Here is a 17,285-nt window from a genome sequence, read left to right on the forward strand (position 1 = left end):
TGTCTTTTTTATCAAATTTATATAAAGCACTCGGACAACCCCGGACAAGCATATCCACTGCCTTAATTCCTTGCAATCAGTCCGTTAAATTGGCTTACTTTCGTTCTGCATTAATAATAATGCAGAATAAAAACATATTTATTATGGACGAAAGTAAAGTAAAAAATGACGAGCCTAAAGTCTTATTGACACAAGGCGAAGACGGCAAACTGAAAGCCGTTACGGGTATGGAGCAGAACGGTAAATTGAACACCGTCGATCCGACCAAAGAGAATTCGGATAAATTCTTAGAAATTAATCCGAACGGGAATGTGCTTGAAAATTTTATGAAGAAGTTTTCGGCACAGTATGAGAAGCCTTCCCATACGGGACTGTATGCAGTTACCGCCAGCGCGGTTGTGAACATTGCGGCGTTTCTCGACAAGATTATCAAGGTTTACCCTGACGACAAAGTGCTTGACCCGTACCGGGTGCAGCCCGACGGACAGCAAAAGGAACTATCCGAGGGGCAGCAAAAGTATCAGGCACTCGACCTGAACAAAGTCGATTGGAAAGACGCTGAAAAGCTGGGTATTCCTGCCGATGCACTTGCAGATACCCTCAAAGCCATGTCTTACGGTCATAAATCGCCCGGACTGGTCGATATTAAGACGGAAGTTGACGGCAAAGAGTACAGCGTAAAAGCCCGCCTGTCATTGGAACAGCAACCCGACGGTTCGTTCAAAGTACAAGCCCTCCCCAAGCAGGAACAGCCCGATTTCGAGAAGCCTTTTATGGGCGTAACCTTCACCAAAGAGGATATTGAGCAATTCAAGCAGACCGGCAACGGCGGACGTATATTCGACCTCGAACACGTACCGGGCGGCGAGAAAGTGCCGTCGCTCATTTCGCTCGATAAACTCACGAACCGGTTTGAATCCGTTTCGCTTTCTGAAATCAACATTCCGCAGAAATTGAAAGGCGTTGAACTTTCTGCCGAACAGCAGGAAGGACTAAAAACGGGTAAAGGCGTATTGGTCGAAGGTATGGACAAGCGGATTAAGGCGGGCGAAGAGCCGTCGAAAATCGACCGCATCTTGCAGTACAACGCATCCAACCGCAATTTCGATTTCCGTTTCACGCCCGAACAGCGGGAGCAACACCGACAAGACCGTCAAACCAAACAAGGACATGAACAAGGCGATAGTCCGCAGAAAGGACGCAAGGTGGACGGCATTTGGATAAATCCCGTTCAGGGCGGAGTGAAACTGACCGAGGAACAGTTTGCCAAGCTGCTCAACAAAGAACCTGTATTTGTCGAAGGTATGCAGAAGCAACAACCCAAGCCAAAAGAGGGCGCGGCGCAACAGGTTGAAGCCACCGACAAGAAAGGGCAAAAGTATAATGCGTGGGTGTGGCCTGATGCGGAAGCCGGACGTGTCCGCCATACTTCCAAGCACCCCGACGAATGGAAAGCGATACAGGCGAAAAAAGCAACGCCTGCCGAAAGCCATAAAACACAAGTTGCTGTCAACAATGACGGCAAAACCAATGAAGCGACCAAGCACAGTAACGAGCCTTTGAAGCCGGGTCAATCCCGCCCGACTGAAAAGCAGGCTGAAAAGAAAGCCGAGAAACAGGCTGAAAAACAGTCGCCCAAAGCTCCCAAGAAAGGCGGCGGTCGCAAAATGAGCTAATCAATTCATTACAAACCCACTAAAAAAATCAACAGATGAAAGTATGTATAGCGGAAAAACCCAGTGTGGCAAAAAGTATTGCCGCGATTCTGGGTGCATCGTCCCGAAAAGACGGATATTTTGAAGGCGGCGGTTACGCCGTAACATGGGCGTTCGGACACCTTGTCGGACTCGCCATGCCGGAAGCCTACGGAATAACAGGCTTCAAACGTGAGAACTTACCGATATTGCCGAAAGAGTTTTTACTTGTTCCCCGGCAAATCAAAGAGGGCAAGGAGTATAAACCCGACCCCGGAGTAATGAAACAGTTGAACATCATAAAAGACCTGTTCAGCCGTGCCAGCGAGATAATTGTTTGCTGTGATGCAGGTCGAGAAGGAGAACTTATCCATCGCTACATTTATAATTATTTAGGGTGCAAAGTTCCTTGTCGCCGATTGTGGATAAGCTCGCTTACCGACCGCGCCATACGTGACGGTTTCCAAACCCTGCGCCCCGGAAGCGATTACGACAACTTATTTCTTTCGGCGCAAGCCCGCAGTCGTGCGGATTATGTAGTCGGACTGAATGCAAGCCAAGCGTTATCCATCACCGCCGGAAGCGGTATCTGGTCGCTCGGTCGGGTGCAGACCCCGACGCTGGCGATGATTTGTTCCCGCTATATGGAGAACAAGGATTTTACCCCGCAGACTTATTTCCGCCTGAAAGCGCATACGGCAAAAGATGCAACAGCATTTGGCACACTGTCCGAAAGCAAGTACGACAAACGCCAATCGGCAGATGAAGCGGCAATAGCAATCCGCGAAGCCGGAATGCTTCGGGTTACGGGTGTAGAACGAAAGGAAGTTCGCCAAGAACCGCCTTTGCTTTACGACCTGACTTCTTTACAGAAAGATGCGAACAAGCAGCACGGTTTTTCAGCGGATAAAACGCTCTCGATAGCACAGGAACTATATGAACAGCGCGTATTGTCCTATCCAAGAACCGGAAGCCGCTATATTTCCCAAGACGTATTTGAGGAAATACCACATTTGGTTGCTATGCTCCGTTCGCATCCGTTGTTCGGCAGGTATATCGACAAACGTTTCGACACTACGCTAAATAGCCGTCCGGTGGATGATACGAAAGTTACCGACCACCATGCGCTGATTATTACGGAAGATCCCGCTTCGGGATTATCCGAAGAACAGCAAATCATTTATAATATGGTTGCCGGGCGGATGTTGGAAGCCTTCGGGGAACGTTGCATCAAAGAGAACACCACCGTTTCATTAGAAGCCGGAGGTGTACACTTTGTAGCAAGGGGCAGCATAACATTACATCCTGGTTGGCGTGAAGTTTTTGGAGCCGATCAGGAAGAAATGGACGGCGAAGAATTAACCGTGCTGCCCGATTTGACGGAGGGCGATACGCTTACCCTCCGTGATTTGGAAATACAGGAGAAGCAGACCAAGCCGAAACCGCTACACACAGAGGCGACATTGCTTGCTTCTATGGAATCGGCAGGTAAGGAATGTGAAAACGAAGAAGAACGCGAAGCGATGAAAGAGGGCGGCATCGGTACGCCGGCAACACGCGCTGCGATTATTGAAACGCTTTTTGCCCGCGAGTATATCCGGCGGGAAAAGAAATTGCTTGTCCCGACAAACAAGGGACTGACTGTCTATTTGGCTGTCCGCGATAAGAAAATCGCTGACGTGGCCATGACCGGAAGCTGGGAGTTGGCTCTCTCGAAAATCGGCACAGGCGAAATGGATGCAACGACATTCCACCGTTCGATAGAGGTGTATGCTTCGCAGATTACAGCCGAGTTGTTGGAGATGCCTTTCGAGCGTAAGGACAACCGCCAGAACTGCCCGTGTCCGAAGTGTGGAAATGGCAACGTGGTTTTCTACCCAAAAGTCGCCAAGTGCAATAATGAGAATTGCGGACTGACGGTTTTCCGCTCTATTGCGAAAAAGGAGTTGTCGGATTCACAGCTTACTACGCTTCTGATGAACGGAAAGACCGGAATTATTAAGGGCTTCGTGAGCAGTAAGACGGGCAGCACATTTGATGCGGCTGTCGCTTTCGACGCTGATTATAAGACTATTTTTGAGTTCGCCCCGAAGAAAGGCAAGGGCGGGAAAAGAAGTAAATCAAAGTAAATGATTAACTTTTTTTACAAGAATATACTCCCGCTCGACAATGCCAAAGTAAAACTTTGCATTGTCCTCGCTTAGTCGTATATTTGCCGCTAAGAAAGTCCAAAGAGCATAGTCATTGTAAATAGGGATGTTTACTTTAACTTCTGCGGATTTTTTTAGTGGAGGGCGTCCGGGGCAAGGCTTCGGACGCCTATTTATGTAGGCTTTAGAGCTATAACGTGTTGTCAATGTCTTTGGAAAAACAGCACGTTATTATATGTGATTATGACTCAAAATTCATTTTACTTTTAGCTTCTACCTTGTCGCTGATATTCTTGATGGTTTCTTTATAATATTCGGTATTGTAATAAGTCATTATCATTGATGGAAATAGTTTTTTAAACTCGTCTTGACTTGTAGCTGGAAATTTTGACTTCAATCGGAAAATTGTATAGAAAAAATATTCTACAAATTCATCACTCTTACCTTCAGCTACAAATCGAGTAAATAACAATAGCCAATACTCGCCGTAATGGTCAATAAGGTACCCTAAATCAAACAAATCTCTTAATGCCAGAGCTAATTCATTGTAGAATTGTGTTACAAGACTGACTTTAAGCCACAATTCTCGTGTCATCAATTTATTTGATAGTAATGCCGAAGAGATATCGTACATCCGCTCGTTTTCATTTTCAAATAGGTATAATAGGAATTTAGCGGCAAATGTATTTTCTGCATAACAATCATAGTAATAGTTCGTCAGTATTTTTTTCGTAGTAAATACATCAATACTACAGTTTAGTAGTTTCTGACTGAATGTAGGCAAAACACCATGTATATTGCTTAAATTCAGCGAATTATTTCTTGTAATTAAGTGTAGCAATTCAATAGGACAGTTAGGGCAAAATAAAGCTAATGCAGCAGCATAGTCATCAGCAAGAATACGTTCTTTTATTCTTTCTTTTTCATCATCTCTTAAATAAGTCCAGTTTGCCGTACAAACAGATATCAGATAATTAGTAGTGTATTTATTATCAAGTTTAAGGATGTCAGAAACAATATCTTTTCGTGCGTTGGGTACATTGCGGGTTATGTCAAAAGCTAAAGACAAGGCTACTAACTGGTTTTCTCTTTCAAATGAGCAAGATTCAATCTGTAGTTTATAAAAACATAAAATGCTTTCAAATATTGTAATATATTCTTCCGGAGTTACTTTTTCTGCAAAATCCATTAAAGTTCTAGAATAACGTCCGCTCATCAAATATGACGCAACTCGCGGATCCATATTGGATATAAATATCGGAAAAACTTCTTTCCAGAGATTCCACAATTCTAATTGTTGCTCTTCATTAAAATCTCTCCAATGAATATCTACCGAACCATAATCTATAGTAAAATGTAACATTAATCTACCACATCTGAGACAATTGTTTTTTTGCTGGAAAATGTCGAATATGAGATTCTTAAATATCACCTTTATAGACTCATCAACTTTGTGAAAATTATTAATACAGAGTTCGACAACTTTATACGATGTATCAGGAAGAAGGTACTGTTTATTATCTTTCAACAGTCCCACTATGTATACATTGTCTATTTTATTTAGAAAATGGAAGAGATATTTGATTGCTGTAGTTCTTAAGAACTCTTCTTCTGCATGAATAGCTTTCTCAAATAAATTTTGTTCAAAATCAACTTCATTGTCTCTATGATGCAACAGTAGTTGATTTAGAAGCTTGGATGAGATAAGGGCATTTCTGTTAATGACACTAATACCTTGAATATATTCTTCGGGAGTTAATTTTCTTTGTTGAAATTCATGTGTTAAAAAAGAGTATTCGTCATAATAGGGCGTTTCCTCATTCCAATAAATATATAATGAAGAATCATCAGCAATTAGCTCTGTTAATTCTTTTGTCTCTTCAGGTGACATATCGAACTCTCTTTCGATAAAATATTGTAGAATTGAATCTCTAACTTTCGGAAATAAAGGTTTATGTAAATAATATATAGGAATGTCTATAGCTGCATGATAGAGGCTATCGTCTGACAACTCTAAGTATCTGATGTTTTTAGAGCATATAAATGCTGCGCTAGGATTTAAACAATTAATGGAATTATACAAGTTGCGAATGAGAACCTTTCGTCTCCGATCATTCAGATTACTTATCATATAAATACACACTTCCTGATGGTAAGGATGGGTAAATCTAATCCCCTCATCATTAACCTGTATAACATTCTGTTGCTCAAGCCATAAAATTTGTTTTTTTATATCTACGTCAATTTCTATTAGGTTTTCGTATTGCGGAATTTTAGGTTCATAAAACAGACTGGATGTTCTGAAATTTTTCTCTTCTCGCTCCTCAATTGAAGGATATTTCATTATGGAGTATAAAAGCTATATCATTATTGGTTACACGATCTATGGTATTACAGGTTAATGCCATAACACAACAGATATCCCATATTTCCGGTTTATTATTTAAATATATCCCAGCTTGCTGCTTTGCATCGATTTGTGATAGGTGAACAATATCTAGCAACGCTTTTTGTTCTATATCATCTTTAGACATAGTACTGACGGTTTTCAAATTACCTATGTTGAGGATGCTCTCCGAAGAATTTAAATAATCTATATATTCTGTTATTTTCTCATCGCTGAGCCCCATCAGAGAAGAATAAATTTCCCAAGCTTGTATCAACACATCTTTTTCTGAGTATATTTCCTGCCAATCGACAGAGGCTTCTTTGCAGTTAATGAGATTACTGTGCCCAAAGATTTCAAGTATAATATCTTTTCGAGAGGTTATTATCAAAAGGTTTGTAATAGGTTTATTTGAAATAATATCCGAAACAATTTTATGTCGGTTGGAATCCGAAAATGTTTTCCATGAACCATATGGATCATCTAATAGACAGACACGAGGATGATCCGTAAGAGATAAGAAATTCCTAGCAGTATCCAAATTATTTGTTTGCAAAAAATCATAACCTTTCCGCCATAATTTTTTTGCCAAAGAAAGGGATAAGTATGTTTTACCGACCTTTGTATCACCGCAAAGAAGGAGAGTTCCTTCTTTTAACAATTTATTAATCAAGTGTGTTTCATCACTTCGTTCCATGTAAAATGGATCCACAAATGGAGCTTTACAATGAGGAGGTGCTTTTCTCCATAGAGCAAAAGGTTGCACATCCTTTTGGGCTCCCTGAATACTAATGCGTTGTGCTATACCTTTTAACTGAAATATATGATTTATATATTCATATATTCTACTAATCGACAATTGATTATTCGTGTAGAGTGAATGATCATCTAAAGCTTCGCAAAATGCACTGGTAAATAAGCTACTATTAGGATAAGCGAATGCTGAAGTTGTGGGCGTTGATGCAAAGATGCCGAAAAAACCCAAAGAATCATCATCTGCATAACCTCCATATTCCGTTATAATTTCTTCTCCGCTTTCGCATGCATCAACTATTATACATGAACTTTTAGGAGACAAAGCAATAATCCACTCTGTCACTTCTTTAATTCCCAGATCTTCAAGATCATTGAGACACAAAAAGGATTCATGCGTTGCATTATGATAGCCATGCCCACTGAAATAAAATAGAATATTTTCAATATCTTCTACAATTAGTTGGACAAATATATCTTCTACTTTTTGTTTCGCTCCTCTTTGGGGTTCACCAGCACTTATCAACAAAGACATATATCTATCATAGATACAATATTCCCTCAATTTACTCTCCAAAAGATTAATATCTTTATTTGGCGCAGTTAATTTCTCATTTGGATCTGCATAATTTTCAGATGCTATTAGTATAGCTACATTCATACATTATCAATATTTATAAACACAAAATACAATGCCATAACCGATAAAAGGTAGAAATTATGCGGTAAATACAAGCAATGATTTCAAGTGTATGCGAAAATATTCTTCAATAATTCAACTAAAAAAGCTTAGAAGATACTCATCTCATCAACTAAACAATTTCGTCCCAAAGATACCAATTATCTAACAACCAGCCACTATACACCCGCTAATATCGTCCTTACCTCCATTAGCAGGCTACCAACAAGCCAATTTGTTTTCCTGTTCCGCCCAATTCCCGGCTATCATCCATACGGTTATCCCACCTTTCAACATAACGCCGGGTATTCCTTCGTCCTGAATAAATCAGCATTCGTCGCTTATATGTGGCAAGCAGAATTATTCTTTATCGGATTGAGCAGGGCTTATATCACTTTCCAACATACCGTTTACAGGGCATAAGTACCATATCCGCGCTTCTTATTAAATCCCATGACTTGTTTAATATTTCCCGACCGGGTGCGTGTATTTAGCGGGCAAAGGTGTTTACGGCTTCTTAACGGGCAGTAAAGTTCAGGCTGCGTTTGCTGAAAAATCTTCCTCATTCCCGTTCCGGGCGAGCGTATTTCCCAACAAAAACTTGACCGCCCTAAAACCTACACCGGAAATCGCCCATAAAACAACGACCGTATGGTCATAAAATTTGAAGTCATGGGAAATGTAATTTTATCAGAAGCACGGGTTTATGTAGGCACTTATGCCAAGTACAATAACGGTTCTATCTTCGGAAAGTGGTTAGACCTTTCGGATTATTCCAACAAAGAAGAATTTTACGACGCTTGCCGCGAATTACACAGCGACGAGCCGGATGCTGAATATATGTTTCAGGACTACGAGAATATCCCCGACGGGCTTATCAATGAAAGCTGGATTTCGGATAACCTCTTTGAAGTGATTGAAGCCGTTTCGGAGTTGGGCGACGATGAACAGGAAGCCTTTTACCTTTGGCTTGATAACAACAGCCGCGATATTGATACGGACGATATTAGCGGATTGATTGATTCGTTCCGCGACGATTATCAAGGCACTTATAAAGACGAAGAAGATTACGCTTATGAAGTTGTCGAACAATGTTACGACTTGCCGGAGTTTGCTAAAACGTATTTCGACTATGAAAAATTTGCACGCGACCTTTTTATCGGCGATTACTGGTTCAGTTCCGGTTACGTTTTCCGTTGCAGCTAACGGAAAACTTCTTTCAAAAACCGAAGGCGGGAAATTCCCGCCTTTTTTCATTGGGGCAAGCATGAAAAAACGCACCCCGCATTATCTCTCGACAATACGGGGCACAACTGTAAAGCACTTCAATCAAAAAACATGGTTATTCGTCCGGTTCTGTTTCCGGCTCTTCGCCGTCCGGTTGCTCCGGTTCTTCATTTTCTCCTTTGGAGAATCTTGCGTTGATAAACGCGTCTACATCGCCCTCTTTATAATAAGGCTTTTGATGAATGGTGTAGAATTTCAATTCACCCGTTGCCCGATAGCGTTGCAGGGTACGTTTGGTTACGTGAAGTAATTGGCACAAGTCCTGATTATCCAAAAGGCGTTCGCCGTCCAAAAAGTTATATCTGCCTGACATATTTCCTAAATTTTCGTCCAATCGGTCGAAGCGATTCATGAAACGTTCGAACCATTCTTGCATCCATTTTCGTATATCATCGTTATCCATAACCTCTGTATTTCTGTATGTTACTGATGCAAAGTTCGGGCATTTATGAATGTCTGATAACGAGGCCGGTATGACTTTTCTTGAAAGTTTTTAGCAAAACGGCTGTCTACAAGGGTTTACAAAGGGGATTTTCTTGTGAAAAGAGACGAGGAAAAACGGGAAAAGGCCGGTATTTTTACGATATAGATGAATTATAAATGAAAACACCCGATTTTGAGCTGAATCAGCATCAAAATCGGGTGTTTTTGGATAAATACCGACCCCGGTATTTTTATTTCCTACCCATACGCCGCAATAGAGCGGCTTTTAGTTTATCAATATAGGGAGTGGGAGTGTTTCTTGTCTTCAAATCGTCAGTAACTCGTGAAAGATTACTATCTACTTGAATGTTAAATACATTTTGCATATAACTGTGAAGTTGTGTCTGTGGCACATCACCGAATGTAGCCGCACTATCCCATGATAAAATCTGTTCCTGAAATTCGGCTTTTGTTCCTTTCCATGTTATTTTAGTAGCTGGAAAACCGAATGAACCCATTATCAAATTGTTATTTTCGCTTAATGCTTCAATTTCCCTCGTCAGATAATCAGAAAGCATATCGTTCGCTAAGATTTTCGCCACTTTAAAATCGCAGTTTGTAGAGAACTTCGGATCAAATTCATGAGAGAATGTTTCCATATACTGTTCTGTATCTGCTTGTCCCCGTAAAAAATAAAGGGAGTCAAAACAAGAAGACCCCGAACGATAATAACGGATGAAATCAAGTCGTTTGCCGTTGTATCTATTTATACTGTTTAGTAAATCGTTTAGATACTCGCGTTGTTTCTCTATTCCCGTAGGTCGATCCATTTCAATATTGTATAATTTCCGGTAATAAATTAACCGGAAACACAGTCTTGGCTTAATTTCCTTAAAAAATAGAATTTCTTCCTCCTCGCTCTGAAAGGTGTATGACAAAACAAATGTTTTTAATTGATTGTATGCTTCGACAAATACACGGGAAGCCTCTAATGACTTTGTGATCATACTGATTTCAGAGGATTCTATTATCTCAATCTTTGCATCTATTTCTTTCTTTAGACGAGAAGTAAATTGAATCATAAGTTATTAATATTAGTCTTCTTCATGAAGTGCTTTTAGGAAACCATACAAAACGAACAAATATCCGATCATTATGAACGCCGTTATTATTGATCTGACTAAAAACAAATAGTTCATTGGTTTATCATTGGTCTATTTTCAGTATATTACAGCTTCTATCGTATCTCTTAATCCGCCAGATTCGCTTTACTGAGAAGTAATCATTGGCAACACGAACTACAACCTTATCCGAAGCTGGCAAAGAGGCTATCTTTTTGCAGAAAGCGTTGTATGTTTCTATTTTATTATCATTGAAAACTACAAAGAAGTCGTTGCCGACACCTTTCAACTCTTTGCCGGACGATGGCATAGCGGCGATTATTTCGCCTAAAAGATCGTAGGTCTCAATTTGGGAGTCCTTAATTTGGACATCCGAAAGAATCAGAGCAAAAGAATGAGGCATTAAGCCAAGCAAATAATTCATAAGCTATATTGATTTTAAATGTTTTATCTCTTCCATCGTTTATGTGTCCATAACCAACTGTATGGTTCTTCTTTGATATTTTCGGTTAGTAAATCCACATACTTCTGGCTTATCTCTCTTTCATTTGTAGACTCTGCATCAGAGCATACTGGAATGCACGTTACTTTATAACTTCCTTTTGATAGCTGAGTAATATGAAGATAGATAACTGTTGAACGACTTATACGCGCCAATTTCTCCATGCCTGAAAAGATATATGTTTCCTGATTCAGCAACTTAAATTTGTATTTGTCTTCTTTTATCCGGGGGCATTGATCGGCCAGAAATAAGTAAACAGCAGAGGATGATTTTTGTGTCAGAATATGACGTGTAACCGATTTGTCAGGTATCAGCTTCATGCCAAACCGCGACCGGAGTTTAATCATCAATCTGTTCATTATGCCCGACCGCAGAGGTTTATAAACGGCATACATATCGTGGCGAAGTTTATAAGGCATAAAGTTCAACATTTCCCAATTTCCACAATGCCCCAGACAAGCAATAACATTCCGTCCGGCGTTCATGTGTCTGTCTATAAGTTCCAAATTTTCAAACCTTATCTTCTTATCAAGAACCTTTGCCGGAGCGGATATGCTTTTAAGTATTTCGGCAAAGTAGGCGGTAAAGCAGGTATAGAATTTCTTTACCACACAGCGAATTTCTCCATATCTCATATCGGGGAAAGAGCGCGAAATATTTTGAATCACAACGGATTTCCTATATCCGACAACATGATAAGAGAGGAAAAATGCGAAAGAAGCCACTGCATACAGGAACGTCATCGGCAGCAGGCTTACGATATAGACAATCCCATATAGGATTCTGTATGCAATGGTTTGCAAAATTTGTTTCATTATCATTCTTTTATTTCAATAATTTTTTTCTTACCCAATCCCAATTTTGCCAACATTTTATCCATTAGATAATAAACTACCGGCACAACAATGAGCGTCAGGAACATCGAACTAATCAATCCCCCGATCATCACCCAAGCCAGACCGTTTTTCCATTCGGCTCCCGCTCCGGTTGCCAATGCGATGGGAAGCATGCCTATTACCGTTGCAGCCGATGTCATTAGGATTGGGCGGAAGCGTTGGCGGGTTGCTTCGATGAGTGCGGCTTTCAGTTCCATGCCTTTTTCTTTCGACTGATTAGTGAAATCAACTAAGATGATGGCATTTTTGGCGACAAGCCCTATGAGTGCCAATAAACCCAATAGGGTAAACAGGTTAAGGGTATCCATCGTCAGAGCCAAAGCGAGCAATGCACCTATGATGGCAAGCGGAATGGAAATTAATACTACAAAGGGGTAGATGTAGTTATTGTACAGCAATACCATAATGAGGTAAACCAACAGTATGGAAATGATAAGCGCCAGTCCCATTGTACCGAAACTTTCGTCCTGCATTTCGAGTTCACCGCCGGGAATAATCGTAATGTTTTCCGGTAAATCGAGCGTGTTTATTAGTTGGCTTACGTCTTGCCCAATATCGCTTATTGGTCGTCCTCCGACCTGACTGTTTAGTGTTATTGAAGCACTCCGGTTACGACGTTCGAGGACGCCCGGCGCATCGGTTTCTTCTATACGGGCAAACTGTTTCAGTTTGACTGCTTCGCCGGAGGTATTTATTAATGTGAGATTTTCAACGTCTGTTATGTTCCTGCGGTCAAAGTTATCAAGGCGGATATTAATGTCATATTCGTATTCGCCTTGCCTGAACTTTGCATCATTGTTCCCACTGAAAGCATTATTGAGCGTACTGCCTAACACCTCGAAAGGGATTCCCATAGCCGACATCTTATCACGGTCGGGAATGATACTGATTTCAAGGCTGCTTTCTTCGGCGGATAATTTGGGATCGACAACTCCTTTTACGGACTTGATTCTGCCAAGAATAAGGCTTGCGGCTACCCGCACGGAATCCATATTGTGCCCGGTAATGTGATATTGTACCGGAGCCTCGTCGATATTTCCCATCAGGTCGGTCATTGCCACCCATATTTGCGCTCCGGGGATATGTTGGGAGATAAACTGTTTGGCTTCGCGTGAGAAATCAGAAGATGAAATACTGCGCTCGTTGTGCGGAACCATCTTTACCCTGAGGTCGGCCAGACGGGCTTGCGGTTGTCCGTTCTCCTCTGCCCCTACGGTCGTAAATACGGTTTCAACGAAGGGACTGCTCCGTAATATGTTTTCTGCCCGGTAGGTTGCCTGATTGGTTTGTTCGATGGTAACATCGCGGGGTAACTCTATCTTGATAACGAATTGTCCCTGATCTCCTTGCGGGGCTAAATCACTTCCGATAAAACCAAACGTTATCAGGGTCACAGAACCAATTAAAAGAACAAGAGTTACAGCCAAAGTAATTAGCTTGTACGACAGCGACCAACTTAAAAGATTGGAGAACCAACCCGCGATCCTCTCTATCCCGCTTTCAAAAGCATGAATACCTTTCCCGATAAGGCTCCCGCGATTGAACTCATTTATCTTCCCGAATCGGGAATAAAGCAATGGCACTACGGTAAAAGAAACCAACAGGCTGAACAATACCGCAATGGCGATAGTAACAGCAAATTGACGGAAGACATTGGCGATAGTCCCCTGTGTTAATGAAATAGGGATGAATACGACGACCAGAACCAGTGTGATGGAAATAATTGTCCCACTTATTTCACGCAATCCGTCGTATGCCGCCTGCATCCTGTTTTTCCCCATTTCCATGTGGCGGTGGATATTTTCGATCACCACAATAGCATCATCGACCAATATGCCGACTACAAGCGTTATCGCCAGCAGCGACATCAGGTTCAGACTGAATCCCAACAGATACATCACAATAAATGTGGAAACAAGAGACAGCGGAATCGCAATAGAAACAATGACAGAGTTGCGCACACTACTTAGGAACAATAACATCGTGAGGGCTACAAGAACGATTGCTATCACAAGGTCGATCATTACAGAGTTAGAGGCTTCCAGCGTAAACTCCGCATTGTCTGCTGCTATCATAAAGTTGAGTCCGACCGACTCGTAGGTTACTTGCAGAGCGTCGAGTATTTCGTGCGTGGCTTCGGAAATTTTCACGGTATTGGCATCGCTGGAACGCTGTACTGTGATTCCGATAGACGGTACTCCGTTTACCCGACTAAGGGTTTCCACATCTTTATACCCGTCGTTTACATCGGCTATGTTTTTCACTTTGACGGCTGTTCCGTCGGGCATATACTTTACGATTATATTTTCTATATCGACGAGATTGTTGTATTTACCCTGTAAGCGGATTTGTGTCTGCTTGCCCGTACTTTTTATCTGTCCGGTAGGAAAATCGAGGTTGGAGTTAATCAATATGTTGCTGACGTCAAGAATGGAAAGCCCGTATGCAGCAATTCTTTCTTCATTGATATTGACCTGTATTTCGCGCTCACTTCCTCCAATTAATGCTACCTGTGCTACTCCCGGAATCCTTTCCAGTGCAGGCTTTATTTCATGGTCGATTAAATCATAAAACTCCGTTTCGCCCATATTGGCAGTTGCACCGATAGTCATAATAGGAATATCCGCCAAACTGAAATCATTGATGGACGGCTCTTTTACGCTTTCCGGCAGGTCGGAACGTATAGCATTTACTTTCCGCTGTGCATTTTGAAGTGCTTTGTCAAGGTCGGTTCCGGCTTTTAAGTGAATCGTTACTAAGGAATAATTCTCCATTGAAGTTGAAGTAATTTCATCTATTCCTTCTATGGAAAAGACTGCATCTTCTATCTTTTTAGTAACCGAGTTTTCTACTTCGGCGGCTCCGGCTCCCGGATAAACGGTGCTGATGGAGATAACGTCCAACGTCATACTCGGCATTAACACTCTATTTAGTTGGGTTAAAGAATAAATACCGAAAAAGGCAAGTATAACGAACGCCACAACTACTGTGGTCGGACGGGTGATTGACGTTTTTATGATATTCATTTCTTATAAATTTAGGATGGATATTTCTGTACCGTCAATCAGGTTGATTTGCCCGCTTTTTACAATCATGTCATCAGACGATATGCCATTGGTTATTTCAATGTATTGTCCTTCCGAGATTCCAACTTGCACGGCTACTTTATAGGCTTTGGAGTCTCGCACTACAAATACATGAGGGTCTTTCATTCCGCCGACAATGGCTTCACGGCTTATTACCGGAGTGTTGCGGTTATTCCCGTCTATGTTGAAAATAGCGGTAGCGAACGTACCGGGTTGTAGATCCGGCGTGTTTAACGACAATTCCACCGAATAGTAATACTGTTCGTTGCTTTTTGGAGAAATAGCCTTAATAATACCAGTAAACGCACGACCGGGATATGCGTCTGTTATGATAGTTGCTTCCATGCCGGGTTTTAGTTTCAACACCTCTTGCTCTGTTACGTTGGCATACATTCTCAATGCTTTATTATCCACAATATCGACAACACTACTGCCAATCGAAATCAATGTTCCTTCTTCAAAATAATCCTTGTTAATGACTCCTGAAGTGGGAGATATAATGGTCGTATTGTTTAGCTGATCTTTTAATTCGGTTATCCTACTCTCGATAGTTCGCAGGGTAATTTGTGCATCTTCCAGCTCGCGTAGAGTTACCGCACCGATGGATGCAAGGCTCTGAAAACGTTCAACATCTTTTTTCGCTTTCACAAAATCCAATTCGGAGAGGCGCAGGTTCTCCCGTATTACATTATTTTCAAGTTGTGCGATCAAGGTTCCCCGGTTGACAACATCGCCTGCTTTTCTGTGTTTTCTCACGACAACGCCCTGTGCCTTTGAGTAAACGGTCAACTCGTTTTCGGAATCAATACGACCGTTTACACTGATTTTTTCACTCAAATCCATATATCGGGGCTGTTCGACCGTGACGGGAACGACCGTATTTATGGTCAACGATAACTCTGCATTGCGGTCGATGATTTGTTTGTTCTCGACCAGTTTCCATGCGATAAGACCGACAATGGAAACCGTTATAATGATTGGTGTTACTATTTTTGATTTCATTTTCTTGTGTCGCTTAATAAGGATTCAAGTGTTCCGCTTGCTTTCAGTAAGTCTATTTCCGTCTTTTTATAGCGGATAAGTTCTGTGGTATAGGTTATTTTTACTTCGTGCAGGGAGGTTTCCGTTTCAAGAAGGTCAGTTATGTTCGCCAAACCTTCGGTGTACAAAGCCATTGTCTGGGTATATACTTTCTCTGCCAGTTGCAGGTTTTCGGATTGTGCCTGCACCAACTCATAAATTACCTCTAATTGATTTTTTGCATTCAAGTAATTGACAGATAGGGTTTGCCGTGTCTCCCGAATATCCCAATCCAAACTTTGCATTTGTATCTGTTTCTGCTTTATCCGGCTTCGTTTACCTAAGCCGTCAAAAATTGGGATAGTCAAACGAACGCCGACAATAGCAGAACTATACCACGGGTCTTTTGTGAGGTTCAGCCTGTTAGATTGAAATTGATACCCTGCGGTTGCAATAGCCGACAGGGTTGGCAGATACTCCATTTTATGGCTGCGGATTTCGAGTTCCAACATTTCCCTTTGCTTGTTCAGAACGTCGAGTTCTATTCTGTTGTATGATTGGGAACACTCTCGATATTCAGACATACCTATGCTTTTCATTTCCGAATCATCTACATCGAAAGTATCTTCGATAGGAATACCAATCAGAATTTGCAGGTAACGCTTCTGTTGCGATATGATATTTCCCATATTCTTGCCCCGCGCCTGCAAATTGGTCAGGTTTACTTTAATGCGGTTCAGATCGACTTCTCGTGTTACGTTTTCTTCTACCCGTTTTTCTGTCAGTCGGTAAAGCGAATGCTGTTTGGCAATCATATAATTGATATTATCCAATTCCTGCATACTGCCCAAAATGTCATAGAAAGCATTGCTTACGTCGAAAATGATTTCCTCTCTTGTCATTGCCGCCCGAAGTTTTTGGAGTTCCTGATTGTTACGGGCTATTTTAATTCCCGTGAATAAAGTGGGAGAAAAAATAACCTGTTCAACGGAAACGCCGAAATCCAGTTCGTTCTTTGAACCCATTTGAACCGGAATTTGCGTTCCGCTCTCGCCGATTAGTTCGCCGGGGAGCATAGTCGTGGGTAATACCATACTATGGTCGAAACTACCCGAAGCGATTATCTGTGGCAGCACACCCGAACGGGCTTCGTTTATCTGTTGCCCCGCCTCGTCGATATTAAGATTTGCCCTATGCGCGGCATAACTGTTGTTGATAGCGAAGTCAAGGCATTGGTCAAGCGTGAATTTACCATTTGAATTTTGAGCCATGACAGTATTACCTATGA

13 protein-coding genes are annotated in these 17,285 nt (G+C 41.6%); 3 read left to right on the forward strand and 10 right to left on the reverse strand.

Translation table 11 applies throughout. The annotated features are described in order from the left end of the window. Positions 1 to 143 precede the first annotated feature (143 nt). Both D0T85_RS00990 and D0T85_RS00995 read left to right on the forward strand, forming a co-directional pair. A complete protein-coding gene (locus tag D0T85_RS00990; protein ID WP_163209330.1) occupies positions 144 to 1,676 on the forward strand; it encodes a DUF4099 domain-containing protein in 1,533 nt (510 codons plus the stop codon). A gap of 35 nt (positions 1,677 to 1,711) precedes the next feature. Beyond that, entirely contained in the window at positions 1,712 to 3,823 is a 2,112-nt protein-coding gene (locus tag D0T85_RS00995; RefSeq protein WP_163209332.1) for a type IA DNA topoisomerase, read from the forward strand. 262 nt (positions 3,824 to 4,085) lie between these two features. Here the strand turns inward: D0T85_RS00995 and D0T85_RS01000 are convergent, their stop codons facing one another. The 3 genes from D0T85_RS01000 to D0T85_RS22975 all read right to left on the reverse strand — a co-directional run bounded on the left by D0T85_RS01000 (position 4,086) and on the right by D0T85_RS22975 (position 7,996). Next, a complete protein-coding gene (locus D0T85_RS01000) occupies positions 4,086 to 6,188 on the reverse strand; it encodes a hypothetical protein (protein ID WP_163209334.1) in 2,103 nt (700 codons plus the stop codon). Next, complete coding sequence (locus D0T85_RS01005; protein ID WP_163209336.1) at positions 6,169 to 7,644, reverse strand: caspase family protein; 1,476 nt, start codon at positions 7,642 to 7,644, stop codon at positions 6,169 to 6,171. Before D0T85_RS01005 ends, D0T85_RS01000 begins: the two co-directional genes overlap by 20 nt. 229 nt (positions 7,645 to 7,873) lie before the next feature. Continuing rightward, positions 7,874 to 7,996 carry a hypothetical protein gene (locus D0T85_RS22975; RefSeq protein WP_255495676.1) on the reverse strand — a complete coding sequence of 41 codons (123 nt, stop codon included), beginning with the start codon at positions 7,994 to 7,996 and terminating at the stop codon, positions 7,874 to 7,876. A 338-nt stretch (positions 7,997 to 8,334) separates the two neighbouring features. On the opposite strand from D0T85_RS22975, the gene D0T85_RS01010 reads away from it, so the two are divergent. Then, positions 8,335 to 8,868: an antirestriction protein ArdA gene (locus D0T85_RS01010; protein WP_163209881.1), complete on the forward strand. Its 534-nt coding sequence runs from the start codon at positions 8,335 to 8,337 to the stop codon at positions 8,866 to 8,868. Positions 8,869 to 9,004: 136 nt separating this feature from the next. Here the strand turns inward: D0T85_RS01010 and D0T85_RS01015 are convergent, their stop codons facing one another. The 7 genes from D0T85_RS01015 to D0T85_RS01045 form a co-directional block, all read right to left on the reverse strand. Continuing rightward, the gene (locus D0T85_RS01015; RefSeq protein ID WP_163209338.1) at positions 9,005 to 9,352 is read right to left on the reverse strand and encodes a helix-turn-helix domain-containing protein; all 348 of its coding nucleotides are present in this window, start codon (positions 9,350 to 9,352) and stop codon (positions 9,005 to 9,007) included. A gap of 271 nt (positions 9,353 to 9,623) precedes the next feature. Further along, positions 9,624 to 10,454 carry an RteC domain-containing protein gene (locus tag D0T85_RS01020; RefSeq protein ID WP_163209340.1) on the reverse strand — a complete coding sequence of 277 codons (831 nt, stop codon included), beginning with the start codon at positions 10,452 to 10,454 and terminating at the stop codon, positions 9,624 to 9,626. A gap of 124 nt (positions 10,455 to 10,578) precedes the next feature. Further along, a complete protein-coding gene (locus tag D0T85_RS01025) occupies positions 10,579 to 10,917 on the reverse strand; it encodes a hypothetical protein (protein ID WP_163209342.1) in 339 nt (112 codons plus the stop codon). Positions 10,918 to 10,940: 23 nt separating this feature from the next. Further along, on the reverse strand, positions 10,941 to 11,810 hold the full coding sequence (locus tag D0T85_RS01030) for a lysophospholipid acyltransferase family protein (RefSeq protein ID WP_203558389.1): 870 nt from the start codon (positions 11,808 to 11,810) through the stop codon (positions 10,941 to 10,943). Positions 11,811 to 11,812: 2 nt separating this feature from the next. Further along, entirely contained in the window at positions 11,813 to 14,917 is a 3,105-nt protein-coding gene (locus D0T85_RS01035; protein ID WP_163209346.1) for an efflux RND transporter permease subunit, read from the reverse strand. 3 nt (positions 14,918 to 14,920) lie between these two features. Beyond that, positions 14,921 to 15,979: an efflux RND transporter periplasmic adaptor subunit gene (locus D0T85_RS01040; protein ID WP_255495677.1), complete on the reverse strand. Its 1,059-nt coding sequence runs from the start codon at positions 15,977 to 15,979 to the stop codon at positions 14,921 to 14,923. Then, the gene (locus tag D0T85_RS01045; RefSeq protein WP_163209350.1) at positions 15,976 to 17,268 is read right to left on the reverse strand and encodes a TolC family protein; all 1,293 of its coding nucleotides are present in this window, start codon (positions 17,266 to 17,268) and stop codon (positions 15,976 to 15,978) included. The genes D0T85_RS01040 and D0T85_RS01045 overlap by 4 nt, the downstream gene beginning before the upstream one ends. Positions 17,269 to 17,285: the final 17 nt, after the last annotated feature.

Origin of the sequence: Bacteroides sp. 519 (assembly GCF_010500955.1) — a bacterium.
Taxonomy (GTDB): Bacteria; Bacteroidota; Bacteroidia; order Bacteroidales; family Bacteroidaceae; genus Bacteroides.